Here is a 25,681-nt window from a genome sequence, read left to right as displayed (position 1 = left end):
CGAAGCAGGAGCAGGACGTAGGAAACCGTGGGTTAGTTGCGGGTCCACAACGCTTTCTCTCGGCGCGTTGCATAATTACAACAATGTTACAGTAACGGAGATGTTAACGAAACGGGCCGCGCTCCCCCTATGGGGAACGCGGCCCGTTCCGGCTCCTGCGCGATCGCGCGGCGGGATCAGTAGCGATAGTGATCCGGCTTGAACGGCCCCTCGACCGGCACGCCGATGTAATCGGCCTGCTTCTTCGAGAGCTTGGTGAGCTTCACGCCCAGCTTCTCGAGGTGCAGCTCGGCCACCTTCTCGTCGAGATGCTTGGGCAGGACGTACACGTCGTTCTTGTAGGTGTCCGACTTGGTCCACAGCTCGATCTGGGCCAGCGTCTGGTTGGTGAACGACGACGACATCACGAACGACGGGTGGCCGGTCGCGTTGCCCAGGTTCACCAGGCGGCCCTTCGACAGGATGATGATCTGCTTGCCGTCCGGGAACTCGACCAGGTCGACCTGCGGCTTCACTTCGGTCCACTTGTAGTTCGACAGGCCCGAGATCTGGATCTCGCTGTCGAAATGGCCGATGTTGCAGACGATCGCCATGTTCTTCATGCCGGCCATGTGCTCGGCGGTGATCACGTCGGCATTGCCGGTGGCGGTGACGAAGATGTCCGAGCGGGTGACCGCCTCTTCCATCGTGACGACTTCATAGCCTTCCATCGCCGCCTGCAGCGCGCAGATCGGATCGATCTCGGTGACGAGCACGCGCGCCCCGCCGTTGCGCAGCGACGCGGCCGAGCCCTTGCCCACGTCGCCGAAGCCGGCGACGGTGGCGACCTTGCCGGCCAGCATCACGTCGGTGCCGCGGCGGATCGCGTCGACCAGCGATTCCTTGCAGCCATAGAGGTTGTCGAACTTCGACTTGGTGACGCTGTCGTTGACGTTGATCGCCGGGAACGGCAGCTCGCCCTTCTTGGCGATGTGATAGAGGCGGTGCACGCCGGTGGTGGTCTCTTCCGAGACGCCCTTGATGTTCTTTACCGTCTCGGTGAGGTAGCCCGGCTTGCGCTTGATGAATTCCTTCACCGCGCGCTGCATCTCGACTTCCTCGTCATTCTCCGGCTCGCCGAACGACTGGCCCGCCTCGAGCTTGGCGCCCCACAGCGCGAACATCGTCGCGTCGCCGCCGTCGTCGAGGATCATGTTGCAGGTCTCGTCGCCCCAGTCGAAGATCGAGCCGACATAGTCCCAATATTCGGCCAGGCTCTCGCCCTTCACCGCGAACACCGGCACGCCGGTGGCGGCGATGGCGGCGGCGGCATGGTCCTGCGTCGAGAAGATGTTGCAGGTCGCCCAGCGAACCTGCGCGCCGAGCGCGGTCAGCGTCTCGATCAGCACGGCGGTCTGGATGGTCATGTGGAGCGAGCCGGTGATGCGCGCGCCCTTGAGCGGCTGCGACGCGCCGAACTCCGCGCGGAGCGCCATCAGGCCGGGCATCTCGGTCTCGGCGATGTTGATCTCGGCGCGGCCGAAATCCGCCAGAGTGATGTCCTTAACGACGTAATCCTTGTCGAGCACGGTAGCCACGAGCTGTCTCCAGATGTGAATCGATTGCGCGCCGGGAATCGCCGGCCGCGATGGGGGCGCCCTAGCCGCTTCGCCGGGCAGGTGCAATTCCAAATATAAAGATATCTTTATATGACGCTTGACGCGGAGCTTCGACAAGCGGATGCTTGGGGCGTCGAGGTTCTTCCGGCTTGCCCGGAAGCTAAGACGGGAAGCCGGTGCAAGTCCGGCGCTGCCCCCGCAACTGTAAGCGGCGAGCGGCGATCCAAGCGAGTCACTGGGGCCTCACCGCCCTGGGAAGACGGATCGTCCGCGCTGACCCGCGAGCCAGGAGACCTGCCTTTGACGCGATAACGTCCACCGGCGGGGTGCCCGGTCTGGCCGCTTGCATGCCGCGGCCGGGCGACCGTCCGCGCATGCCTGTGTCCAAGCCGGTCTCCCCCGTCCTTCATCGGGGTATGAAGACCATGACCGTCACTGTTGCCACGCTCGGCTTTCCGCGGATCGGCCCGCGGCGCGAGCTGAAATTCGCGCTCGAGAAATTCTGGAGCGGCAAGTCCACCGAGGCGGAGCTTCTCGAAGCCGCCGCGGGCCTGCGTGCCGCGGCCTGGGCCCGCCAGGCCGCGCTCGGTGCCGATTGGCTGCCGAGCAACGATTTCTCCTTCTACGATCACGTGCTCGACACCAGCCTGATGCTGGGCGCCATTCCCGAGCGCTACGGCGTCGCGGCGGGCACGGCCGACCTCGCCACCTATTTCGCGATGGCGCGCGGGACGACGGGCGAGAGCGCGGGCTGCGCGCACGGCCATGGCCATACCGCGCAGGAAATGACCAAGTGGTTCGACACCAACTATCATTATATGGTGCCCGAACTGGCGGCGGGACAGAAGCTCGCCCTCTCCTCCTCCAAGATCGTCGACGAATATCGCGAGGCCAAGGCGCTCGGCTACGAGACACGGCCGGTGCTGCTCGGCCCCGTCACCTGGCTCAGCCTCGCCAAGGGCCGCGACGTCGATCCCTTCGATTTTCTCGACGAAGTGCTCGGCCTCTATTCGGCGGTGCTCACCCAGCTCGCCCATGCCGGCGCCGAATGGGTGCAGATCGACGAGCCGATCCTCGCGCTCGACCTGGACGAGCGCCAGCGCGCCGCGATCACCCGCGTCTATGCCAAGCTGCCGCGCCTCGGCCTCAAGATCATGCTCGCCACCTATTTCGGCGCGCTGGAGGACAATCTCACGCTGGCGGTGAACCTGCCCGTCGCGGGACTGCACGTCGATCTGGTGCGCGCGCCGGACCAGTTCGACAAGGTCCTCGTCGCCGCGCCCAAGGGGCTGCTGCTCTCGCTGGGCGTGATCGACGGCCGCAACATCTGGCGCGCCGACCTGGAGAAGCTGCTCGACCGGATCGAGCCGGTCGCGGCCACGCGCGACATCGTCCTCGCGCCCTCCTGCTCGCTGCTCCACGTCCCCGTCGACCTCGCGCTCGAGCCGAAGCTCGACGACGAGATCAAGCAATGGCTCGCCTTCGCGGCGCAGAAGATCGACGAACTGGTGACGCTGAAGGACGCGCTGAACGGCGGCCGTGACTGGGTGGCGGAGAAGCTCGCCGCTTCCGGCCGGGCCGCGGCGGCGCGCAAGGTCTCGCCGCGCATCCACGATCCGCTGGTCGCCGCCCGCACCGCATCGATCACCGAGGCGATGCGCAGCCGCCAATCGCCCTATGCGGCGCGCGCCGCGGTGCAGGCCGGGATCCTCGCGCTGCCGCCCTTCCCCACCACGACGATCGGCTCCTTCCCGCAGACCGCCGAGGTGCGCCATGCCCGCGCGGAGCATAATCGCGGCAACCTCGGCGATGCCGCGTACGAACGGTTCCTGCGCGAAGAGACCGAACGCACCGTCCGCTGGCAGGAGGAAGCGGGGCTCGACATGCTCGTGCACGGCGAGTTCGAGCGCAACGACATGGTCCAGTATTTCGGCGAGCAGCTCGCGGGCTTCGCCTTCACGGTGAACGGCTGGGTCCAGAGCTATGGCTCGCGCTGCGTGCGCCCGCCGATCCTGTTCGGCGACGTCTCGCGGCCGAAGCCGATGACCGTCGAGTGGTGGCGCTATGCCCAGGGCCTCACCGCCAGGCCGATGAAGGGCATGCTCACCGGCCCCGTCACGATCCTCAACTGGAGCTTCGTGCGCGACGACCAGCCGCGCTCGGCCTCCTGCGCCCAGATCGCGCTGGCGATCCGCGACGAGGTAGTCGATCTCGAAAGAGCCGGCTGCAAGGCGATCCAGATCGACGAGGCGGCGCTGCGCGAAGGCCTGCCGCTGCGCAAGCGCGACTGGCAGGCCTATCTCGACTGGGCGGTGGATTGCTTCCGCCTCTCGGCCGCGGGCGTGGGCGACGCAACCCAGATCCATACGCACATGTGCTATTCGGAGTTCAACGACATCCTGCCGGCGATCGGCGCGATGGACACCGACGTGATCTCGATCGAGACCGCGCGCTCGCAGATGGAGCTGCTCGAAGGCTTCGCCGCCTATCGCTATCCGAGTGCGATCGGGCCCGGCGTCTACGACATCCATGCGCCGCGCGTGCCCTCGGTCGACGAGATCGTCCGGCTGATGCAGCTGGCCCAGGCGCACCTCGCGCCCGAGCAGCTGTGGGTGAACCCCGATTGCGGCCTGAAGACCCGCAAATGGGAGGAAGTGAAGCCGGCGATCGACGCCATGGTCTCCGCGGCGCGGGAGCTTCGCGTGCGCGTGGCGGAGCCGGCCTGATGGCGGGTGTCGTCCGCCTCATCGACATGGTGTTCCCGGGCGACACCAACCACCATGGCACGCTGTTCGGCGGCGTGGCGCTCGCGCACATGGACAAGGTGGCGTTCCTCGCCGCCTCGCGCCATGGCCGGGCGCCCTTCGTCACCGCCGCCTCCGAGAGGATCGACTTCGCCGCCCCCGCGCTGAAGGGCGAGCTGATCGAGGCGGTGGGCCGCGTGGTCCGCGTCGGCACCCGCTCGCTCGATATCGAGGTCGAGCTGGTCGCCGAGGCGCTGCTCAGCGGGGAGCGGCGGCTGTGCACGCGCGGCCGCTTCACGCTGGTGGCGCGCGGGGGAGCGGCAACCCGCTTGCCGCCCCTCGCCCCGTCCCCGACCGGCTCCGAAGCCGAACCGGAGGGCGTGCTGGTGATGGCCGACATGGTGTTCCCGCCCCAGACCAACCATTACGGCACGCTGTTCGGCGGCGACGCGCTGCGCATGCTCGGCAAGGCCGCCTTCATCGCCTCCACGCGCGACACGCGGAAAGTGATGGTGATGGCCGCCTCCGACCGCGTCGACTTCGCGACGCCGATCCACGAGGGCGAAATGGTGGAGCTTGCCGCCCGCATCATCATGCGCGGCAATCGGTCGCGGCGCGTGCGGGTGGAGCTATGGGCCGAGGACCTGCTCAGCGCCGCGCGGCGCCGCGCGGCTTCGGCCGAATTCGTGATGGTCGCCACGGCTCCCGCGCATTTTGGCAAGTGACGAAGCGCCCGGGGCAAGGCAGAATGCGCCGGCGTCCAACCATCATGCGAGCCAAGCCCATGTTCCGGTTCATCGCCTTCGCGTCGCTGCTCGCCATTGCCGTTGCCCAGCCCGCCGCCGCCCAGGACGGTGGCGTCGCCCAGGATGTGGACAGCGCCGGCGCGATCCCGCCGCGCGGCATGTCCTTCGAGGCCGCCCAGTCGATGATGACGATCATGCGCGGCGCCAGCACGCAAGTCCGGGACAATTGCTGGAACCTTGGCTGCGTGCTGATCGTCAACGATACCAGCGGCTATGACGTGATCGGCTTCTACCTCGACTCGGCCAAGCCGGGGCAGAGCGTGCACTGGAGCCACAACCAGTTCGCCCAGCCGCTCTGGCCGAGCAAGGCGACGCTGCGCTTCAAGACGGGCAACGCCGATACCTGCACCCTGCCCGTGCGCTTCGTGCTCCGGCACCGCGAGACGCATGAGAAGACCGAGATCAGCGGCACCTCCAGCTTCTGCACCGCGCCGCACAAGGACACGCTGATCCGCATCAAGATGCTGGAGGGCAAGGTCTACGTCCGTGGCGACGACGAGCCGGAACCCGGCCCGACGCACTGATCCCGGCACGCCGTCTTCAGCCCGTCCCCTGCCCCGTGTCTCAGGCCGTGCCCGCGCTGTTCGCCAGCAGCCGCGGATCGATGCCCGCCCCGGCAAAGGCAACCGTCCAGCGGTCCTCGGCATCGATGTCGTAGATCAGGTCGGGCGTACCCATGGTGTTGAACCAGCCATGACGCGCCATCTCGCTGTCGAGCTGGCCCTCGCCCCAGCCGGCATAGCCCAGCGCGACCAGCCACCGGGACGGCCCCGTCCCCTCCGCGATCGCGCGCAGCACATCGATCGTGCCGGAAAGCGACCAGCGGCCGCCCACGTCGATCGTGTCCTGCCCGCCCCAGTCGGGCGAGTGGAGCACGAAGCCGCGGCGCGGCTCGACCGGGCCGCCGAAATGCACCGGCGTGTCGGGCGCGACGCCGGGCTCGATCTCGAACTGATCCAGCAGATCGTGCAGCGTCAGCCCGTCGATCGTGTCGCCGATGCCGATGCCGAGGGCGCCCTCCACATCGTGCGCGCACACCGCGATCACCGCGCGTTCGAAGCGGGGATCGCCGATGCCGGGCATCGCGAGGAGAAACTGGCCGGTGAGGAAGCGCGTCGAGTCCATGGCCGATCAACGTAGCCGCACCGTTTCGGCTCCGCCACGCTTGAAAATCATGGCCGGGGAGCCGATTGGGACATGCGACTCATCATTCCCGAGGAGAGTAGAATGACCATCCAGGTTGGCGACCGCATTCCCAGCGTAAATTTCGTCAAGGTTACCGAGGGCGGCCCCGAGCAGACCAGCTCGGACGATTTCTTCGCCGGCCGCAAGGTCGCGCTCTTCTCGGTGCCGGGTGCCTTCACGCCCACCTGCTCGGCCAAGCACCTGCCCGGCTTCGTGGAGAAGGCCGAGGAGATCAAGGCGAAGGGCGTGGACGAGATCGCCTGCACCGCCGTCAACGACGCGTTCGTGATGGGCGCCTGGGGCCAGGCGAGCGGCGTGGCCGGCAAGGTGACGATGCTCGCCGACGGCAATGGCGACTTCCCCAAGGCGCTGGATCTCACCATGGACGGCGCGAAGTTCGGCATGGGCACGCGCGGCCAGCGCTTCTCGATGCTGGTGAACGACGGCGTGGTCGAGCAGCTCCATGTCGAGGCGCCGGGCCAGTTCGAGGTCAGCTCGGCCGAATATCTGCTCGGAAGGCTGTGATCCGGACATGACGGCGTAACGGAACCGCGAAGGGCTCGCCGGAGTTGATCCGGCGAGCTTTTCAGAAAGGGACCGACATGGCCGATACCGAAACTGCCAACGCACTTCCCGAGACGATCGAGGAAGCCAAGCAAGAAGCGAAGAGCTTCCTTGCCCAGGCGCAGGAAGCGATCGGCGATGCGGTGGACGCCACCGTCGCCGCGGTGAAGGAACACCCGATCGCCGCGGCCGGCATCGCCGCCGGAGTCGCCGCCGCGGTGGGCGGCGCCGCCTATGCCGCCACCCAGCTGGGCGGCGACAAGGAACCGGCGCCCGCCAAGGCGAAGGAATAGGAAAAATTTCCCTCCCCTATGGGGAGGGCCGGGCCCGGGCCGGGACTTGTTCCGGCCCATGGTCTTGCCAGCGTCATCTTTGCGCTCTAGCCCTCGAAGATGACTCAAGCTTCCGATATCGTCGCCGATCTCGAGCGCCTCTACAACGCCTCGGTCGATCGCCTCAAGGCTGCCCTGAACCGCTACATCAACGACGGCACGCCGCCGAATCCGGAGGACCGGACCGATGGCAGCTTCGCCTATCCCGAGCTGCGCCTCGTCTATCGCGGCGGCGAGGAGCGCGGCCGCCCTGCCCCGCGCCGCTCGTTCGGCCGGCTGGTCGAGGAAGGCGAGTATCGCATCTCGGTCACCCGCCCGGCGATGTTCAGCCGCTACCTTACCGAGCAGCTGACCCTGCTGATCGAGGATTATGACGTCGAGGTCCATGCCGTCACCGGGCGGCAGGAGATCCCCTTCCCCTATGTCCTCGATCCCGGCCACATCGCCAACATGGACCAGATCTCGGTCACCGAGCTGGGCCGCCACTTCCCCGCGACCGAACTGGCGCATATCGGCGACGAGATCGCCGACGGGCTGTGGCTGTCGACCGACGACACCCGCCCGCTCGCGCTGTTCGACGCGCTGCGCACCGATTTCTCGCTGGCCCGGCTGCGCCACTATACCGGCACCCCGGTCGAGCATTTCCAGCAGTATATCCTGTTCACCAACTATCACCGCTATGTCGACGAGTTCGTCCGCTGGGCCGTGGACCAGCTGGGCGAGGGGAGCCGCTTCACCGGCGTCTCGGGCGCGGGCGGCATCCTGGTCGAGGCCGGGGACGATACCGACCGGCTGCTGAACGACACCTCGGCCTGGCGGCGCCACCAGATGCCCGCCTATCACCTGATGGCCGCGGACGGATCGGGCATCACCCTGGTCAACATCGGCGTCGGCCCGTCCAACGCCAAGACGATCACCGACCATCTGGCGGTGCTGCGCCCCGAGGCGTGGCTGATGATCGGCCATTGCGGCGGCCTGCGCCCCAGCCAGCGGATCGGCGACTATGTCCTCGCCCATGCCTATCTGCGCGACGACCACATCATGGACGACGTGCTGCCGCCCGAAATCCCGATCCCGGCGATCGCCGAAGTGCAGCTGGCCCTCGCCCGCGCCGCCGAGACGGTCTCGGGCCAATCCGGCGAGGAACTCAAGCAGCGGCTGCGCACCGGCACCATCGTCACCACCGACGACCGCAACTGGGAACTGCGCTATTCCAAGTCGGCGCTGCGCTTCTCGCTGAGCCGCGCGGTGGGCATCGACATGGAATCGGCGACCCTGGCGGCGCAGGGTTACCGGTTCCGCGTGCCCTATGGCACGCTCCTCTGCGTCTCGGACAAGCCGCTGCACGGAGAGCTGAAGCTGCCCGGCCAGGCCAATCGCTTCTACGAGCGCGCCATCGCGGAGCATCTGAAGATCGGCATCGAGACTTGCGAGGAGTTGCGCCGCGAAGGCCCCCGCCTCCACTCGCGCAAGCTGCGCGCGTTCAACGAGCCGCCGTTCCGATGAGCCGCGCCCATCGTCCCGGCGCACGCCGGGATGACGGATAGGGAAGCGACCTGTGCTATTGTCGGTGCGTTGAGCCTTTTGAGGAGACGCGCGATGATCGATCCCGAGGAAACGCAGGAAGAACCGCCCCGCGCGCACCAGCCCGACGGCACCGACAGCTCGGCCGAATGGGACGCGCAGATCGCCGACGAGAGCATGATCCCGGACAGCGATCCGCCGGGCTGAGCTTTCAGCGGTCAGGTCACGGCGGCACGAAAGGGTCAGCGGCTCAGCTGGAACTCCACCGACAGGTTGGCGTTCACCGTCACCGTGTCCGACGCCGCGCCCTGCTTGCCGGCGAACATGCCGATGAGTTGCAGGAAGAAGCTCATCGAGCCGGCGACCATGTCCTGCTTCTCGCTGATCCGTGCGATCGTGGCGCGGCGCAGGCCCAGCGTGGTGGCATAGGCGGCCGCTTCGGCACGGGCCTTGGCGAGGGCATCGGCCTTGGCCTGGCGCGTCGGCCCTACATAATCGTCGAGCAGCGCAATCACTTCATCGGCCATCTTCCCGCCATTGGCCTCGGCGATGGGACTTGCAGCGGTCGCCGCGGCACGAGTGGGCGCATCGAAGAAGACCGTCTCGGTCGCCGTCGACTGCGGCTTTTCATTCCCATCGGCAGTGTCGAGCGCGAAGCTGGGCTTGCCATGCCCGGTAAAGGCGCCGACGAGGCTGGCGAGCGGATTGGCGCCGGCGCCCTCCAGCGGCTGCCCCTCGCGAATGCCCTTCGCGGCGAGCGCCTGGACCAGCCTGGCGCGGTTCGCGGCGAGCGCCGCTTCCGCCGCCTTGTCGTCCGCCCCCTTCCCCGCGACCTTCACCGAGAAGCGAAAGCGATTGGCGGGCACCTTGGCCTCGCCCGCGGCGACGATCTCCACCGTCACCGGCCCGTCCACCGGCGCCGACTGGGCCATTGCCGCCTGGGGCAGCGCGATCATGGCGAGAGCAACTGCATATCTGAGCATTTACGGACCTCCCTATGCAAAGGGGGCAGGCCCTGCGGCCCGCCCCCGAAGATCACCACCCCTGCGGCTGGCCCTTGTTCTGCTGATCGAGCCACTTCTTCAGCGGCGCGAAATATTCCGCCATCGCCTTGCCTGAAATCTCGCGCGTGCCGGTGAATTCCTGCAGCGCGTCCGGCCAGGGCTTGGAGGCGCCCATCTGGAGCATCTTGTCGAGCTTCGCGCCCACTTCCTTGTTCCCGTAGAAGGAGCAGCGATGGAGCGGGCCCTTCCAGCCCGCCTGGTCGCACGCCGCCTTGTAGAACTGGAACTGCAGCACCCGCGCCAGGAAATAGCGGGTATAGGGGGTGGTCGCCGGGATGTGGAACTTGGCGCCCGGATCGAACCTGGTCTCGTCGCGCGCCACTGGCGGCACGATGCCCTGATATTGCAGGCGCAGCTTGTCCCAGCCGGCCTGATAGCCATTCGTCGGGATCTGGCCCGAGAACACGCCCCAGCGCCACTTGTCGACCAGCAGGCCGAAGGGCAGGAACGCCACCTTGTCCATCGCCTGGCGGAGCAGCAGGCCGGTGTCCTTGTCGGCGCTCGGCACCTGGCTCTTGTCGAGCAGGCCGATCTGCACAAGGTAATCGGGCGTGATCGACAGCGCGATGAAGTCGCCGATCGCTTCGTGGAAGCCGTCGTTCGCGCCGTCGAGATACAGCGCCGGCTGCTGGTTGTAGGCGCGCTGATAATAATTGTGGCCGAGTTCGTGATGGATGGTCACGAAGTCGTCGGCATTGACCTTGATGCACATCTTGATGCGCAGGTCGTCGACATTGTCGATGTCCCAGGCCGAGGCATGGCACACCACTTCGCGATCCGCCGGCTTCACGAACTGCGAGCGTTCCCAGAATCTTGTGGGCAGTTCCTTGAAGCCGAGCGAGGAGTAGAAGCCCTCGCCCGCCTTCACCATCTTGTGCGAGTCATAGCCCTTGGCCTTGAGGAGCTCGCCCACGTCATAGCCGACGCTGCCCGACCCCGCCGGGGCGACGATGTCGTAGATATTGCCCCATTCCTGGGCCCACATGTTGCCGAGCAGATCGGCGCGGATCGGGCCCTTGGCGGGCTGGACCGCCTCGCCATATTTCTCGTTGAGCTTGTGGCGCACATAGGTGTGCAGCGCGACGTAGAGCGGCTTGAGGTCGTTCCAGATCTTGTCGGTCATCGCCGCGAAGGCGTCCGGATCCATGTCGTAGCCCGAGCGCCACATCGCCCCGACATCGGCATAGCCCAGGCCCTTGGCGCCTTCATTGGCGATGCCGACCAGCTTGGCGTAATCGGGGCGCATCGGCGCGCCGACATTGTCGTTCCAGCTGACCCACATCTCCTTGAGCTTGGCGGGATCGCGCTCCTCGCCCATCGCGGCCTCGATGTCGGAGCCGTTGATCGGCTTGCCGTTCAGCATGCCCTTGCCTGCCCCGTACATGCCGGTGATCTTGGCCGAGAGCGCCGCCAGCTCGTCCGCCGCGCCGGCACGGACCGGGGCGGGCAGCACGATCTTGTTGCGGAGCATGCCGAGCTTGCGGCTGGTGTCATAGTCGAGCCCGGCGACATTGGCGAACTTCGCCGCGCCCAGCGCCAGATCGACCTGCAGCTTGGTGAGCGCCGCGCCTTCGCGCGCGGTCAGCGCCTCGGTGTCGGGGGTGATATAGGTCTCGTAGACCCATTCGGCGCGCGAGGCGACGACGCCCTGGGCAAAGAGCTTGGCCTCGGCATCGGCGACGAAGGCCTTGGCGTCGGCGGCGGTGGGCGCGGCCTGGGCAGCTTCGCCGTCGCGGTCGCGCGCGCCCAGCGGCGCGGCGGCGAGCAGCGAGGCAAGCGCGAGCATCGAGATGCCGGTGCGGATCATGTACGGAATTCCCCTCGGATTTTCTGGATGGCGGAGACGATGCGCGCGCCCCGCCAGCCGGTCAAGCCGCGAAGAAATCGGCGATCGCCCGCCCCAGCTCGGGCCGGGTGACCGCGCTCATGTGATTGCCGGGGATCTCCACGAAGGTGGCATGCGGCAGCATGTCCGCCAGTTCGTGCGCCGAGCCGTTGTGATCGTCCTCGGCGCCGGCGACGACCAGCGTCTCCTCGGTGAGCCGCGCCAGATGCTCCTCCTGCGTGTCGACGAAGGTGTCGAGGATCGGCAGCAGCGCGGCGGGATCGGCCTTGGTGGTCTTGAGGAAGGCCTCGGTCAGCCACTCGCTCGAGCCGCGTTCGAAGCCGCCGAGATTGGTGAGCACGCGGCGGAAATAAGTGCCGGTGCGCGAAGCGGCGACGATGCCCGCCAGCCCCATGCCGGCCAGCATCACCCTGCGCGGCGTGGCGCCGCCGTCGACGATCATCCGCACCGTGGTGCGCGCGCCGAGCGAATAGCCGCCCAGATCGTAATCGACGAGACCCAGATGCGAGACCAGCGCGAGCGCGTCGCGCATCGTCACGTCGGGCGGATAGCTGGCCGCGTCGTGCGGTGCCGCGCTCAGTCCATGGCCGCGCAGATCGGGCATGATCACCCGGAAGCCCTTCTCCGCCAGCTTCGCGGCATGGCCATATTTGATCCAGTTGACTTCCGCCGTGGAGGCATAGCCATGGATCAGCATCGCATCCCGCCCCTGCCCCATTTCGGTCCAGGCGAGCTCGACGCCGTCGAAGCTCGGGAAGCGGTGCGTTTCAGTCGGGAAGTTTGCCAACGGAGTCCATCCAGCGCTTGACGAGTTGGGGATTGTCGTCGGTCCGGTATCGAGTGAGGCCGGTCGTGTCGAGCCACTGCTCGTGCATGCTCTCCACGCCGAAATGATGGACCGGGCGGAAGCGGTGCGGCGCGTCGAAGCTGCCCACCGTCAGGTCCATATTGGCGCTGTCAGGGAATTCGAAGCTGAGCGGCGTGCCGCACGTAGCGCAGAAACCGCGCACGGCGATCGGCGACGAGGCGTAGCGATCGGGCGCCCGCTCCCAGCGCACATCGGCCTTTTTCAGGTTCTTGAACGCGATCGAGACGCCGCCGGTGGCGCGCTGGCACATCCGGCAATGGCAGAGATAGGCCTCGTCGTCCGCCACCTGCGCCACATAGCGCACCCGCCCGCACTGGCATCCGCCGGTCATTTCCTCTGCCATGGCTCGCCCTCCTGTTTCGTTCGTTGCAATGGGTGCGCCGCACAATGCAATCGCGTTGCCGATTGAAATCTATGAGTATGCTTATTATGTGCCGCGCATGACCGAGAGTCTGGGTTTCCTTCTTAGCGATGTCTCGCGCCTGTTGCGCCGCCGTTTCGACGAGCGGGCGCGCACGAGCGGCGCGAGCGTGGCGCAGTGGCGCGTGCTCAAGATCCTCTCGCGCAGCCCCGGCCTCAACCAGGGCCAGCTCGCCGAGGCGCTCGAGGTCGAGCCGATCACCGCCTGCCGGATGATCGACCGGCTCGAGGAGGCCGGCTTTGTCGAGCGCCGCCGCGATCCCGCCGATCGCCGCGCCTGGCGCATCCACCTGACCGACAAGGCCGCGCCGGTGCTCGACGAGCTCCATGTGCTCGCGGCCGATCTGATCGAAGAGACGCTCCAGGGGTTCAGCACCCGGCAGCGCGAGGAACTGATTGCGGCGCTCGAGGGGCTCCGCGCGAACCTGACCACCGTTCAAGAGGGCAACGAGGCCGCAAATGGCTGATGCAGATCCGAAGATCGAAAAGTCCGAAGAGACCAAGATCACCATCCCGACCGAAGGCACGACCGTGCCCGAGGCGCCCGCGGCCAAGCCGAAGCGCAGCCTGCTGCGCCCGCTGCTGATGTTCGGCGTGCCGGCCATCCTGCTGGCCATCATGGGTTATTTCTACTTCACCGGCGGCAACAGCGTCTCGACCGACAATGCCTATGTCCAGCAGGACAAGAGCTCGGTCTCGACCGATGTGGCGGGCCGCATCGTCGAAGTGGGCGTGAAGGAGAACCAGACGGTCAAGGCCGGCGACCTGCTCTTCCGGATCGACCCCGAGCCCTATCGGATCGCCGTGTCGCAGGCCCAGGCCGCGATCGCCGCCGCGCAGGTGCAGCTCAATACCGACGAGGTGAGCTACCAGGGCAAGGGCGCGGACATCCAGGCCGCGCACGATGCGATCCAGAACGCCCAGGAGAATTACGACCGCCAGAACGCGCTGATGAAGCAGGGCTTCACCACCCGCGCCAATTTCCAGTCGGCCCAGCATGCGCTGGAACAGGCCCGCGCCCAGCTGCAGAACGCCCAGGCCAGCGCCGCCGAAGCGCGCGCCAAGATCGCCACCGGCGCGGCGGTGCCCGGCGAGAACCCGGCGATCGCGGCCGCCCGCGTCCAGCTCGCCAAGGCGCTGCTCGACCTGCAGCGCACCGAAGTGCGCGCGCCGGTGAGCGGCATCGTCAGCCAGACCAAGAGCCTGCAGGTGGGCCAGCAGATGATCACCGGCCTCGCCGCGGTGACGATCGTGTCGAACCGGCCGGCCTGGGTCGATGCGAACTTCAAGGAGACCGACCTCAACAAGATGCGGGTCGGCCAATGCTCGATCGTGACCCTCGACGCCTATCCTGGCCTGAAGCTGAAGGGCCATGTCGAATCCATGGGCGCCGGAACCGGATCGGAATTCTCGGTGCTCCCCGCCCAGAACGCCAATGGCAACTGGGTAAAGGTCACCCAGCGCGTGCCGGTGCGCATCGCGATCGACGACAAGAGCCCGCGCGCGCTGATCGCCGGCCTCTCCGCCGATGTGAAGGTGGTGTTCAAGGGCGCGTGCAACTGAAATGGCGACGGCAGCCCCCGGCCGCGCCACCAGGGCGGGTGAGGCGTCTCCCCCCACGCCTCCCCGCCCGCAAGCCGCCCCTCCGGGCGGTGGCGGGGCCGCCCTCCCCGTAAGGTACAAGGGCCTGCTCACGCTCGGCGTGATGATGGCGACGATCATGCAGATCCTCGACACGACGATCGCCAATGTCGCCATCCCGCACATGCAGGCCTCGCTCGGCGCCACCCGCGACACGATCAACTGGGTGCTGACCAGCTACATCGTCGCCTCGGCCATCGCGATCCCGATCACCGGCTGGCTCTCCGATCGGATCGGCTCGCGCAACCTGTTCCTGATCGCCACCGTCGGCTTCGTCATCGCCTCCGCCATGTGCGGCGCGGCGCAGACGCTGGAGGAGATGGTCGCCTTCCGCATCCTCCAGGGGATCACCGCGGCGTTCCTCAATCCGCTGAGCCAGACGGTGATGCTCGACATCAACGCGCCGAAGGACCAGCCCAAGGCGATGTCGATCTGGGGCATGGGCATCATGGTCGGCCCGATCATGGGCCCGCTGATCGGCGGCTATCTTACCGACAATTTCAACTGGCGCTGGGTGTTCTACGTGAACCTGCCCGTCGGCGTCGTCTGCTTCGCCATCCTGTGGTGGCTGCTGCCCTCGCGCCCGATCCGCAGGCGCTCGTTCGACATCTTCGGCTTCACCCTGCTCTCGCTGGGCATCGCCTCGCTCCAGCTGATGCTCGATCGCGGACAGGACCAGGACTGGTTCTCCTCGACCGAGATCTGGATCGAGATGCTCGTCGCCGTGATCGCGCTGTGGATGTTCGCCGTCCACCTGTTCACCGCGAAGAACCCGATGTTCGAGCGCGAGCTGTGGAGGCATCGCAACCTGGTGACCGGCATCTTCTTCATGCTGGTGATCGGCCTGGTGATGATGGCGACGATGGCGCTGCTGCCGCCGATGCTGCAGAATCTCTACGGCTATTCGGTGTTCCAGACCGGCATGCTGCTGATGCCGCGCGGCTTCGGCGTGGTGATCACCATGTTCGTCGGCGCGCAGCTGATCCAGCGCGGCTGGCTCGATCCGCGCTGGTCGGTAGGGATCGGCCTCACCATCGCGGCCCTTTCGCTGTGGGAAATGTCGGGCTGGACGCTCGAGATGGGCAGCACGCCCTTCATCGTCTCCGGCTTCGTCCAGGGCCTGGGCCTGGGCCTGGTGTTCATGCCGCTGAACGGCCTCGCCTTTGCCGGCCTGCCCCCGCATTTCCGCACCGAGGGATCGAGCCTGCTCAACCTGACCCGCAACATCGGCGCGTCGGTGGGCATATCGGCCGTGAGCGCGATCCTCGCGCAGAACATCCAGCGCAGCCACCAATATCTGGGCGAGCACGTCACCGCGACGACGATGAACGGCCTGGGTTCGCTGGTGCAGGGCATGGGCCAGCAGGGCGCGATGATCACCGGGCTGATCGACGCCGAAGTGAACCGGCAGGCGGCGATGATCGCCTATCTCAACGATTTCTGGCTGATGGCGATCGTCACCGCGGTCAGCGTGCCGCTGGTGGTGCTGCTCCAGAAGCCGGGCGGGAAAGTGGAGAACGATCCGGCTGCGGCGGGGCACTAGGCTCCGCCCGCAACATCGGCTGCCACCGCACATAGGCGAGGCTGCGCCAGGCCCATTCGAGCGGACCGCTGACGAAATGGCGCATCCAGAGATTGGCGAAGGCCACCAGCAGGACGATGCCGACCGTCGAGATCAGCGCCGATTCCGCCCAGCCATATCGGCCCCAGGGCAGCAGGCCCCAGGGCGCGAACAGGATGTACATCCCCACGATCTGCTGGAGGAAATAGAGCGAGAAGGCCATGCGGCCGGGCGCCTTGAACACGCCCAGCGCAGCGGCGCCGGCGCGGCTCTTCACCAGCAGGTTGACCAGCGCGAGATGGCCGAGCCCGATCGCGATGCGCGCGAACTCGCCGGTGATCCACAGGCTCCGCGGGCCCGGCGCGAAGCTCAGCGTCTCCGCCAGCCCGATCGCGCGGGCGGTGAGGCCGAAGCCGTAGCCGGCGACCAGCAGCCACAGATAGAAGCGCGCGCTCCTGAGCCCCTGGATCACGCCCCATTTCCACAGCGCGACGCCGATCAGCATCGTGCAGAACGCCTCGAACACGTCCCAGAGCAGCCATTCGTCGGCGAGATAGCTCCAATAGCTCCACGCATTCTTCGCATAGGGCAGCCAGCCGCCCTGATGCGCGGCCTGCTCGCGGGCGACCCGCACGGGATCGGGGACATGGACGGAGAGCTTGCGCCATTCGGCGAGCGCGGCGGGCTCGCCCCGCTCCACCTGCTGCACGAGTTCCGTCCGCGCGGCATATTCGCGCGCGCCATATTCGGGGATGCCGAGCCCGGTGAGCACTGCCCAGCCCAGCCCCAGCGCGACCAGCGTCTTCGGACCCAAGGTGCGGAACGGAAACAGGAACAGCGCGGCGAGCGCATAGATGTGCAGGATGTCGCCGGGCCAGAGCAGCACGAACACGTCGAACAGGCCGAAGGCGAGCAGCCACAGGTTGCGCCGGTAATAGAGGTCGGCGACCGCCACCGGCCCGTCGGGCGCCATCGCCTTGCGGGCCAGCACCATCATGCCGGCGCCGAACAGGAATTCGAGCAGGCAGCGCTGCGTGCCCGCAAAGAACAGGTTCACCGCCACCCAGGCGTCGCGATCCGCCGGCGTCCAGCCGATCAGCCGGACGTCGGCCGAGAAGGTCCAGACGCTCGCCGCCATATAGGGCACGTTGATGTAGAAGATGCCGAGGATCGCCAGCCCGCGCAGCATGTCGAGCACGTCGATACGCGCCTTGCCGCGCACGGGCGCCAATCCGGCATTGCTCGTTTCCACCACCACGCGGCCCACCCGTAAGAGGCCTTCCTTCTAGCGCGGATCAGTCAATTCCCGGTAAAGACGCCGTTCGCGCTACGGTTTGCGCTTCGCCGCAACGTCTCGCCCAAGGCACCGATCCCGGCTATGATCGGGCAATGGGAAGAGGGGAATGCACATGCGGATCAAGCTGCTCGCCATGGTTTCCGCCGCGCTCGCGCTGGGCGCCGCCGCCCCGCCGCGCCCTGCCCCGATCGAGCAGCTCGACGTCGCGCTGCACGAACTGACCGCCAAGGGCGCCGAATTCACGCTCGCCACCATTCCCGCCGAGGAGCGCGGCGCCTTCGCCCGCGCGCGGGCAGACCGGATCGAAGTGGATCCCGACGCGCTGACCCTGGTGGAAGACATCCAGAGCGCCCGCGCAGTCGCCGCGCTGCTGCTCAGCTATTATGCGATGCCCGATCCCGACCGGATCTCCAAGGGCCCCTCCCGGATCGGCAGCATGGCCGCCGCCGCGGGCATGATCCTGCTCGGCACGCAAGTGATCGATCCGGTCGATGACTCCTCCTACAGCCGGGAAGATCGCCAGCGCAAATATGCCGGGCTCGGCTGGTTTCCCCCGGCGCACCAGAACGCGGGCGACGGGCCGGTGCGCGCTTCGCGGATGGTGGCGATGCTGAATTCGGTCGGCGGCTGCTCGGGCCCGCTCACGGAGGTGCTGACCCATGCCGAGAAGCTCGGCAATCGCGAGGCCACCGGCCTGGCCCGGCGCGTCCGCAAGGATCTCGGCCGCTCGATCTACCCGCCCGACTATAGCTGCGACAGCTGAGCTAGGGTTAGACCTTGATTTCTTTCGTCATCCCCGCGCAGGCGGGGATGACGGGGTTCGCTGAATGCGGCTTGAGCCTGGGATCTGTTGACATTCAGCGACGCGAGGCGCCGCCCAAATTCCTCTCCCGGAGGGAGAGGATTAGCTGAACGAGGTTCAACCCTAGCGCGGGAACAGCAGCGCCACGAACTCCGCCATCGGCGCGCTTTCGGGCCATTGCGGCACGTCGGCGGCGATGGCGATCCAGGGCTGCTTGCGCTTTGCCCAGATATGCGCGCGCGGAACCAGCTCGTTGCTGCGATCGAGCGTGCCGGCACGCAGCATCGCGATGCCCGGCCAGGCGCTGTTGGTGTTGTAGATGCGCGTGTGGCAGGTGCCGCAGATGCGCTGGTGCGACACCGATCCGCTGGGATTGGCGAAGCTGTACTCCGCCACCTGCCCCTCGACGGCGAGCGTCTCGGCGCGCACCGGCGCCTGCTGGGTGAAGGCGCTGCCCGCCCAGCTCTGGCATTTCAGGCAATGGCAGCAATAGACGGTCGGCAGATCGTCCATCGCCAGCGTGTAGCGGACGGCGCCGCAGCGGCAGCCGCCCGCGATCACGTCAGGCCGCCTTCTTCAGATGGCGGCGGCCCAGCAGCTCGGCGATCTGCACTGCGTTCAGCGCGGCGCCCTTGCGCAGATTGTCCGACACGCACCAGAGCGACAGGCCGTTCTCGACCGTCGAATCCTCGCGCACCCGGCTGATGAAGGTGGCATATTCGCCGACGCACTCGATCGGCGTGACGTACCCGCCATCCTCATGCTTGTCGACGAGCATCACCCCCGGCGCCTCGCGCAGGATGTTCTTCGCCTGCTGGGCCGAGATCTCGTCCTCGAACTCGATGTTGATCGCTTCCGAATGGCCGACGAACACCGGCACGCGCACGCAGGTGGCGGTGACCTTGATCTTCGGATCGAGGATCTTCTTGGTCTCGACCACCATCTTCCACTCTTCCTTGGTCGAGCCGTCTTCCAGGAAGCTGTCGATGTGCGGGATCACGTTGAACGCGATCTGCTTGGTGAACTTCTTCGGCTCGGCCTGGTCGCCGACGAAGATGTTGCGGCTCTGCTCGAACAGCTCGTCCATGCCCGCCTTGCCCGCGCCGGAGACCGACTGATAGGTCGCGACGACGACGCGCTTGATCTTCGCGGCATCGTGCAGCGGCTTCAGCGCCACCACCATCTGCGCGGTCGAGCAGTTCGGATTGGCGATGATATTGCGCTTGGTATAGCCGTCGATCGCCTCCGGATTCACTTCGGGCACGATCAGCGGCACGTCCGGATCCATGCGATAGAGCGACGCATTGTCGATCACCGTGCAGCCGGCGGCGGCGAACTTGGGCGCGTAGAGCTTCGAGCCTTCCGAGCCGATCGCGAACAGGGCGATGTCCCAGCCCGCCGGATCGAAATGCTCGATGTTCTGGACTTTGTAGGTTTTGCCGGTCTCGCCGAAGTCGATAATATCGCCGGTCGAGCGCGACGAGGCGAGCACCGCCAGATCGTCGATCGGGAATTCCCGCTCGGCCAGGATGTTCAACATTTCGCGCCCGACATTGCCGGTGGCGCCTGCGACGACGACACGGTAGCCCATCACATACTCCAGGGTGGAAACTGGGGCCGCGCTACGCCTATCGGTGCAGGTGCGCAAGCAAGGGCTGCTTGTTTCACGGCATGGCTCCGCTTTGGGCGATTTCGCCAGAGACAGGTTTCACGCAATTTTGTTACGCGTAGCGGAAGAATGAAGGGGGGATGATGGGCCGCATTCTGACGATCCTGCTGTTGGGGCTGAGCCTGGCCGGCTGCGCGGCCAAGGGCGCGCTCAAGCTCGATTGCGCCGATTTCGCCGCCTTCGTCCATCCGATCGAGCTGACCCCGCTCGAGCGCCAGATCCGCGCGCTCGACCTGGAGACGCTGCCCCCCGCCGAGCGCGAACTCGCCAACCGGCTCGCCGCGGCCGAAATCGCGCGGCTGCGCGGCGATCCCGCCTTCCTCGCCGCGCGTCCCAGCCCCGAGCGGCCGTTGCTGCTGCTCTCGGGCGGCGGCCAATGGGGCGCATTCGGCGTGGGGCTGATGAACCAGCTGGTCGAGAACCGCCAATTCCCCGATTTCGCCGTGGTAACCGGCGTGAGCACCGGCGCGCTCCAGGCGCTGTTCGTGGGCGCCGGGCTCGACCGGCAGGACGGCGAAGGCGCGGCGATCCGCCAGGCGCTGGCCGACGCCTATTCGCCGGCCCGGGAAAGCGACATCATCGATCGCGAGCGCTGGCAGGCCATGGCCGCGATCAATGGCGCGCTGGCCAATCTGAAGCCGCTGCGACGCCGTTTCGAGCAACGCATCTGCCCGGCGATCTACGATCCGGCATCGCCCGCCGGCCGGGCGGGCCTGTGTATCGTCAGGACGCTGCGCGACGCCAAGGGCCGCAAGGTGCTGCTCGGGTTCATCGAAGCGAATTCGGGCGAGTTCGGCTATGTCGACGTGCAGGAGCTGCTCGCCCCCTATGGCGACGGCGCGGCAGACCTCGCCCGCGCCACGCAATGCCTGGCCGGCGCGGCGCTCGCCTCGGCGGCGGTGCCGGCCTTCTACCAGCAGGTGCGGGTCGACGGGAAAACCTATTATGACGGCGGCGTCCGCCAATCGGTGTTCCTCGCCTCGGTGGCGGACGCGCAGCGGCTGGCGAGCGAGCTGGTCCGCAGGGAGCGCGCGCGGCTGCTGGACCGCCAGCCCGAGGCGGCATCGCAGGCGGCGGGCGATATCTATGTGATCCGCAACGGCCCCACCTGGCTACCGCCCGACCAGGCGGTCCTGCCCGGCCATCCCGCCGACATCGACACGCATGCCGACGCGCTACGCGCGGTGCAGCGGAGCGAGGCGATCATGGTCAACCAGCTGGAGATCGGCTCGATCGCGGCGCTGCGGCTCGGCCGGCCGGGAGGCGCGGTCTGGTTCGTCAGCGCCGACGGCTATCGCAACTATACGCCGGCCTATGACCGCGGCATCAAATGCGGACCGCTCAAGGAAGCGGCGCGCGGGGCGATGTTCGTCCCCGGCTTCATGCGCTGCATGATGGACTATGGCCGCAATCGCGCGACGGGCGGCGAACCGTGGATCGACTTGTGCCATTATGACGGCACCGAGACGCGGGCAGTGTGCCGGCGGCCCGACGGGACGATGCCGGGCGCAGTGGGAAGATTCTGACGTTCAGCACAGGAGGAAATGCGCATGACCGATACGAGCGACGATGAGATGGGTGCAGCGAAATGGGGCGCGCACCGGGTGAGCGTCAGGGGCGTGAGATCCCGTGAAATGGCGCAGCTTCTGGAAGATACCGCCAAGTTCGTGCGCGAGAATTGGCCCGTGGACGATCGCGACGACAGTTTCGAGATGATGTACAAGCGCACCGACCTCGGGGACTTCGTCATCGTCGATTATCGCGCCTAGGCGCCGGGCCGGGACCGGGGCCGGGCGATCTCCTCGCCCGGCCATTCGGGAACTCGGGCGCTCGCCCGATCCCGAGCTAGCGCTTCGCCCCCGTCTTCCGATCGAGGAAGTCGAGGATCGTGTTCCACAGGTGCACGCTGATGCCGGGGCCGCCGACCTTGTGGGTGTGGCCCGGGTAGAACATCATCTCGAACGGCACTTCGGCCCTTTGCAGCGTCGCCGCCAGCGCGGTGCTGTTCTCGAACACGACATTGTCGTCGGCCATGCCGTGGATCAGCAGCATCGGATCGGCGATCTTCGCCGCTTCGCCGATATTGTCCGACGCCTTGTATGCCTCGGGCACCTTGTTCGGATCGCCCATGTAGCGTTCGGTATAATGGGTGTCGTACAGTTCCCACTTGGTCACCGGCGCGCCGGCCACGCCCGCGGCGAACACGCCCGGCGCCTTCTCCAGCAGCTTGAGCGTCATGTAGCCGCCATAGGACCAGCCATAGGTGACGACCTTGTTCGGATCGACATAGTCCAGCGACTTCAGATAATTGGCACCCGCCACCTGGTCCTCGACCTCGACCGAGCCCATCGCGTGCCAGATCTGGCTCTCGAAATCGACGCCGCGATTGGCCGAGCCGCGATTGTCGAGCTGGAACCAGATATAGCCGCGCGAGACGAGATATTGCTGGAGCGCGCCGCCCCAGGCCTTGCTCACCTGCTGCGCATGCGGGCCGCCATAATGCTGGAAGAACACCGGATATTTCCTCCCCGGCTCCAGCTTCGGCGTGATCATCTCCCAGTGCAGCACCGAGCCGTCCGCCGCCTTGATCGTGCCGAAGCTGCGCTCGCGATGGCCGGCGAGATAGGCGTTGTAGGGGTGATCCGCGGCGGTGACCGCATTCTCGTTCACCCAGGCGATGCGCTTGCCGGAGGCATCGGCGAGATAGGTCTGGGCGGGCTGGCTCGGGTTCGAGCGCTTGACGATCGCGTGGGTGCCCGAGAGGTCCATCACCGCCTCGTTCCACCAGCCGGCCTCGGTGAGGCGCGTCACCGCCCCACCCTTGCGATAGTCGGCCGAATAGAGGTGCCGCTCGAGCACCCCGTCCTTGTTGCCGAGGAAGAAGACGCGCCCCCTGGCCTCGTCGACGCCGACAATATCGGGAGTCACTTCCCAATCGCCTTTGGTGATCTGGGCGAACTTGCCCTTGGCGAAGCGATAGAGATGGCCATGGCCGTCGCGCTCGGACCACCAGAGCAGGCTGCCGTCGCCGAGCGGCGTGAGCGCCTTGGAGAGGTTCACCCAGCTCCTGGCGCGCGCCTTCTCGCTGAACAGCAGGATCGACTTGCCGGTGGCGGGATCGACCTGGAGCAGGTCGAGCACGGTCTGCTCGCGGTTCTGGCGCTGGACGTAGAGCGTCCTGCCGTCCTGCGACCAGTCGACCCGGGCGAGATAGATATCGGCATCGGCACCGAGATCCACCGCAACCTTGTGCCCGCCCTGCGGGTCCATCACATAGAGCGCAACCTTCGCATTGGGCGTGCCGGCCTTGGGATAGCGCTGCTGGAAGAGCTGCGTGCCCTCGGCGCCGATCGCGGCGCGGGTGACGATGCCCACCGGCGCCTCGTCGAAGCGCTCGACCGCGACATATTTGTCGTCCGGCGACCACCAATAGCCGTTGAACCGCGCCATTTCCTCCTGCGCGACGAACTCGGCCTCGCCCCAATGGACGGTGCCCCGGCCGTCGTCGGTGATGGCGCGCGGCTCGCCCCCGGCCGCGCCCAGCACCACCAGATTCTGGTCCTGCACCCAGGAGACATAGCCGCCCGCGGGGCTGACCTCGGCATTGAGCTTGGGCCCGGCCTTGGCGGGCAGCTTCGCGATGGTGCCGTCGATTCCGGCGCGATAGAGCTCGCCTTCCAGCGGCACGAGCACAGACTTGCCGTCGGGCGCCCAGTCATAGGCGACGATGCCCTTGCTGCCGCCGATGCGCGCGCGCTCGCGCTGCATCTTCTCGGCCTCGGAAAGCGCGGCGCCGGTGCCGACCTTCTTCGAATCGACGAGCATCCGCCACTCGCCGGTGCGCGTGTCCATCGCCCACAGGTCGAACCGTTCCTTCTCGTCGGCACGGTTGCGCAGAAGCGTCAGGAACTTGCCGTCGGGCGAAAGCTTGGCGGCGCGGGGCTGCGGTCCGTTCAGATCGGGGCTGGCGAAGACGCGCTCGAGCGTGAGCCCCTTCGTCTGCGCCAAGGCGTCATTCGCCATCAGCGGCGTTCCCAGCATCGCAAGCCCGACCAGCCATTTCCGCATAAACCCCATTCTCCTTGGGGCAGCGTTATTGCGGGGGAACGCGGCGCGGTAAAGCCCCGGCGGGTGCGCCGCACTTCACGAATCTTGCGCGCTCCGGCAATAAAATCACGCGACGATGTTTCCATTTCATTCGCATTTCGTGCCGATCCCGGGAGCGTCCAGTTGATCGGGGCAACCGACATTGATTACGATGCCGGCATGCAGATCAGACTGGCCCTCGCCATGCTCGCGACGTTCGCGGCCACGAACCCGACAGCTGCCAGTACCGCTCCGCCGGCGCCCCCGGAATCCGGCTTGCCGTCGATCGTTGCTCCGGAGGTTGCTCGCTCGGATCTCAAGCTTCTCTACGAAACGCTGCAGCAAGCGCATTTCGATCTCTATGCCCATCGCTCCAAGGCCGAATATGACAAGCTCTACCGGACGCTAAGCGACTCCATCCGCGGGCCGATGACCTCGGTTGCAGTCGCAACGATGTTCCAGAAATTCGTGGCCTATGGGAAGATCGGCCATGCGCGCATCGAGGCGCCGGTAGTCGAGTTCGTGACCTACCTCCAGGGGGGTGGGACGCTGCTGCCGTTGTTCATTCGCGTCGATGGAAACAAGGTCCTGCTGACGGAACCGGCGGATGATGGCGGCAAGCTACGCGCCGGCACCGAAATCATCGCGATCGACGGCAAGCCGGTCCACGACGTCATCGCGCACCTGGGCAGCTACGTCTCCGCGGAGCGGCCGTATATGGCCCATGCGTAGATGGAAGAGAGCTTTCCCGTGCTGCTGTGGCTCGACCGGGGGCAGGTCGCGTCGATCGAAGTGACGGCGATCGTTGCCGGACGGCCCCAGACGATCTCGGTTCCCGCACTGACGCTGGCCCAGCGCCGCGCCCTCGCCGCAAAATATCCCACCGGAAGCTTCGCCACCGATTTCTCGACCCGGGAGTACAAGCCGCTCGGCAACGGGATCGCCTATCTCCGGCCTGGCCCGTTCTTCAATATCGAACAGCCATCGGCCGGCTCCGCTCCCTCCTATCAGGCAGCATCGTTCCTGGCCTTTATCGACGACAGCTTCCGGAAGATCCTGGCGAGCGGGGCCACCGACCTGATCCTCGATCTGCGCAACAACCCGGGAGGGGACAATAGCTTCAGCGATCCGATGGTCGCCTGGTTCGCTACCCGGCCGTTTCGGTTCACTTCCTCCTTCACCTTGAAGGCAAGCGCAGCCACCAAGGCGGACTATGCCCGCCAGCGCGCCGCCGGAACGCCGATCGATCCCTCCTTTGCCAGCCAGATGGATGCCGAGGCGCACACTCCGAACGGCACGCGATACAAATATGATCTTCCCCTCGTCCAGCCGCGTGGCGAACCTCGCTTCCACGGACAGGTGTGGGCGCTGATCAACAGGCATAGCTATTCGAACGCAACCTCCGTCGCCGCGCTCGTTCAGGACTATGGTTTCGGGAAGGTCATCGGAGAAGAAACCGCCGACGTGGCTTCCAACTTCGCATCCGTCCAGTCCTTCACCCTGCCGGGGACGCAGATCGTGGTGACCTATCCCAAGAGTCATTTCGTCCGGCCAAATGGCAAGGACGATGTCTCGGGCGTAGCGCCGGACATCGCGATCCCACGACCGCCGATCGGCGCCGCGGAGGACCTGGTCCTGAAGGAGGCGCTTTCCCGCATCCGGCAACGTTAGGGT

The 25,681-nt window shown here is 66.8% G+C and carries 25 protein-coding genes and 1 riboswitch; of the genes, 15 read left to right on the top strand and 10 right to left on the bottom strand.

The annotated features are described in order from the left end of the window. Positions 1-176: 176 nt before the first annotated feature. On the bottom strand, positions 177-1,577 hold the full coding sequence (gene ahcY / locus FHR20_RS04670) for an adenosylhomocysteinase (RefSeq protein WP_167298425.1): 1,401 nt from the start codon (positions 1,575-1,577) through the stop codon (positions 177-179). 141 nt (positions 1,578-1,718) lie between these two features. Further along, positions 1,719-1,914, top strand: a riboswitch (cobalamin riboswitch). A 109-nt stretch (positions 1,915-2,023) separates the two neighbouring features. Here ahcY and metE point away from each other — a divergent pair. Genes metE through FHR20_RS04655 form a run of 3 tightly spaced genes read left to right on the top strand, consistent with a single transcriptional unit; the run spans position 2,024 to position 5,672 of the window. Beyond that, positions 2,024-4,324, top strand: coding sequence for a 5-methyltetrahydropteroyltriglutamate--homocysteine S-methyltransferase (metE, locus tag FHR20_RS04665; RefSeq protein ID WP_167298424.1), 2,301 nt, complete (start codon positions 2,024-2,026; stop codon positions 4,322-4,324). After that, complete coding sequence (locus FHR20_RS04660; protein WP_208413399.1) at positions 4,324-5,067, top strand: acyl-CoA thioesterase; 744 nt, start codon at positions 4,324-4,326, stop codon at positions 5,065-5,067. The genes metE and FHR20_RS04660 overlap by 1 nt, the downstream gene beginning before the upstream one ends. A 59-nt stretch (positions 5,068-5,126) precedes the next feature. Continuing rightward, the gene (locus FHR20_RS04655) at positions 5,127-5,672 is read left to right on the top strand and encodes a hypothetical protein (RefSeq protein WP_167298423.1); all 546 of its coding nucleotides are present in this window, start codon (positions 5,127-5,129) and stop codon (positions 5,670-5,672) included. Between the two features lie 40 nt (positions 5,673-5,712). Here FHR20_RS04655 and FHR20_RS04650 read toward each other — a convergent pair whose 3' ends face one another. Next, positions 5,713-6,273, bottom strand: coding sequence for a YqgE/AlgH family protein (locus FHR20_RS04650; protein ID WP_167298422.1), 561 nt, complete (start codon positions 6,271-6,273; stop codon positions 5,713-5,715). 102 nt (positions 6,274-6,375) lie between these two features. On the opposite strand from FHR20_RS04650, the gene FHR20_RS04645 reads away from it, so the two are divergent. The 4 genes from FHR20_RS04645 to FHR20_RS23010 all read left to right on the top strand — a co-directional run bounded on the left by FHR20_RS04645 (position 6,376) and on the right by FHR20_RS23010 (position 8,960). Next, the gene (locus FHR20_RS04645; RefSeq protein WP_086129161.1) at positions 6,376-6,858 is read left to right on the top strand and encodes a peroxiredoxin; all 483 of its coding nucleotides are present in this window, start codon (positions 6,376-6,378) and stop codon (positions 6,856-6,858) included. 77 nt (positions 6,859-6,935) lie between these two features. Next, complete coding sequence (locus FHR20_RS04640) at positions 6,936-7,190, top strand: hypothetical protein (protein ID WP_167298421.1); 255 nt, start codon at positions 6,936-6,938, stop codon at positions 7,188-7,190. A gap of 99 nt (positions 7,191-7,289) precedes the next feature. Next, entirely contained in the window at positions 7,290-8,735 is a 1,446-nt protein-coding gene (locus tag FHR20_RS04635; protein WP_167298420.1) for an AMP nucleosidase, read from the top strand. 93 nt (positions 8,736-8,828) lie between these two features. Further along, complete coding sequence (locus FHR20_RS23010) at positions 8,829-8,960, top strand: hypothetical protein (RefSeq protein WP_279589387.1); 132 nt, start codon at positions 8,829-8,831, stop codon at positions 8,958-8,960. 35 nt (positions 8,961-8,995) lie between these two features. Here the strand turns inward: FHR20_RS23010 and FHR20_RS04630 are convergent, their stop codons facing one another. The 4 genes from FHR20_RS04630 to FHR20_RS04615 form a co-directional block, all read right to left on the bottom strand. Next, complete coding sequence (locus FHR20_RS04630) at positions 8,996-9,736, bottom strand: SIMPL domain-containing protein (RefSeq protein WP_167298419.1); 741 nt, start codon at positions 9,734-9,736, stop codon at positions 8,996-8,998. Positions 9,737-9,788: 52 nt separating this feature from the next. Next, entirely contained in the window at positions 9,789-11,624 is a 1,836-nt protein-coding gene (locus FHR20_RS04625; protein ID WP_167298418.1) for a M2 family metallopeptidase, read from the bottom strand. Positions 11,625-11,685: 61 nt separating this feature from the next. Further along, a complete protein-coding gene (locus tag FHR20_RS04620) occupies positions 11,686-12,450 on the bottom strand; it encodes an alpha/beta fold hydrolase (RefSeq protein ID WP_243857119.1) in 765 nt (254 codons plus the stop codon). Beyond that, positions 12,431-12,874 carry a GFA family protein gene (locus FHR20_RS04615; protein ID WP_167298417.1) on the bottom strand — a complete coding sequence of 148 codons (444 nt, stop codon included), beginning with the start codon at positions 12,872-12,874 and terminating at the stop codon, positions 12,431-12,433. The genes FHR20_RS04620 and FHR20_RS04615 overlap by 20 nt, the downstream gene beginning before the upstream one ends. A gap of 97 nt (positions 12,875-12,971) precedes the next feature. Between FHR20_RS04615 and FHR20_RS04610 the strand changes: the two genes are divergently transcribed. The 3 genes from FHR20_RS04610 to FHR20_RS04600 all read left to right on the top strand — a co-directional run bounded on the left by FHR20_RS04610 (position 12,972) and on the right by FHR20_RS04600 (position 16,135). Continuing rightward, positions 12,972-13,418 carry a MarR family winged helix-turn-helix transcriptional regulator gene (locus FHR20_RS04610; RefSeq protein ID WP_167298416.1) on the top strand — a complete coding sequence of 149 codons (447 nt, stop codon included), beginning with the start codon at positions 12,972-12,974 and terminating at the stop codon, positions 13,416-13,418. Beyond that, complete coding sequence (locus tag FHR20_RS04605) at positions 13,411-14,514, top strand: HlyD family secretion protein (protein ID WP_167298415.1); 1,104 nt, start codon at positions 13,411-13,413, stop codon at positions 14,512-14,514. The genes FHR20_RS04610 and FHR20_RS04605 overlap by 8 nt, the downstream gene beginning before the upstream one ends. A gap of 145 nt (positions 14,515-14,659) precedes the next feature. Next, positions 14,660-16,135 carry a DHA2 family efflux MFS transporter permease subunit gene (locus FHR20_RS04600; protein WP_243857118.1) on the top strand — a complete coding sequence of 492 codons (1,476 nt, stop codon included), beginning with the start codon at positions 14,660-14,662 and terminating at the stop codon, positions 16,133-16,135. Here FHR20_RS04600 and FHR20_RS04595 read toward each other — a convergent pair. Further along, a complete protein-coding gene (locus FHR20_RS04595; protein ID WP_341786406.1) occupies positions 16,059-17,420 on the bottom strand; it encodes a DUF418 domain-containing protein in 1,362 nt (453 codons plus the stop codon). The two genes, FHR20_RS04600 and FHR20_RS04595, sit on opposite strands and share 77 nt — an antisense overlap. Positions 17,421-17,556: 136 nt before the next feature. On the opposite strand from FHR20_RS04595, the gene FHR20_RS04590 reads away from it, so the two are divergent. After that, entirely contained in the window at positions 17,557-18,213 is a 657-nt protein-coding gene (locus FHR20_RS04590; protein WP_208413398.1) for a hypothetical protein, read from the top strand. Positions 18,214-18,375: 162 nt separating this feature from the next. Here the strand turns inward: FHR20_RS04590 and FHR20_RS04585 are convergent, their stop codons facing one another. Both FHR20_RS04585 and FHR20_RS04580 read right to left on the bottom strand, forming a co-directional pair. After that, complete coding sequence (locus FHR20_RS04585) at positions 18,376-18,813, bottom strand: GFA family protein (protein WP_341786405.1); 438 nt, start codon at positions 18,811-18,813, stop codon at positions 18,376-18,378. A 1-nt stretch (position 18,814) separates the two neighbouring features. Then, positions 18,815-19,843, bottom strand: a complete 1,029-nt coding sequence (locus FHR20_RS04580; protein ID WP_167298412.1) for an aspartate-semialdehyde dehydrogenase — start codon at positions 19,841-19,843, stop codon at positions 18,815-18,817. Positions 19,844-20,004: 161 nt separating this feature from the next. Between FHR20_RS04580 and FHR20_RS04575 the strand changes: the two genes are divergently transcribed. Together FHR20_RS04575 and FHR20_RS04570 are read left to right on the top strand one after the other, a co-directional pair. Beyond that, entirely contained in the window at positions 20,005-21,447 is a 1,443-nt protein-coding gene (locus FHR20_RS04575; protein ID WP_167298411.1) for a patatin-like phospholipase family protein, read from the top strand. A 24-nt stretch (positions 21,448-21,471) separates the two neighbouring features. Further along, positions 21,472-21,690, top strand: coding sequence for a hypothetical protein (locus FHR20_RS04570; RefSeq protein ID WP_167298410.1), 219 nt, complete (start codon positions 21,472-21,474; stop codon positions 21,688-21,690). 76 nt (positions 21,691-21,766) lie between these two features. Here FHR20_RS04570 and FHR20_RS04565 read toward each other — a convergent pair whose 3' ends face one another. Further along, on the bottom strand, positions 21,767-23,989 hold the full coding sequence (locus FHR20_RS04565) for a S9 family peptidase (RefSeq protein ID WP_167298409.1): 2,223 nt from the start codon (positions 23,987-23,989) through the stop codon (positions 21,767-21,769). A 162-nt stretch (positions 23,990-24,151) separates the two neighbouring features. On the opposite strand from FHR20_RS04565, the gene FHR20_RS04560 reads away from it, so the two are divergent. After that, positions 24,152-24,739 (top strand): hypothetical protein, encoded by a 588-nt coding sequence (locus FHR20_RS04560; protein ID WP_167298408.1) that lies wholly within the window; start codon positions 24,152-24,154, stop codon positions 24,737-24,739. 18 nt (positions 24,740-24,757) lie between these two features. Next, positions 24,758-25,678 carry a S41 family peptidase gene (locus tag FHR20_RS04555; RefSeq protein WP_167298407.1) on the top strand — a complete coding sequence of 307 codons (921 nt, stop codon included), beginning with the start codon at positions 24,758-24,760 and terminating at the stop codon, positions 25,676-25,678. Positions 25,679-25,681 lie beyond the last annotated feature (3 nt).

Source organism: Sphingomonas leidyi (genome assembly GCF_011761945.1).
Lineage (GTDB): Bacteria > Pseudomonadota > Alphaproteobacteria > Sphingomonadales > Sphingomonadaceae > Sphingomonas > Sphingomonas leidyi.
The sequence above is the reverse complement of the archived record's forward strand: the minus strand, read 5'-3'. Positions and strand labels throughout refer to the sequence as shown.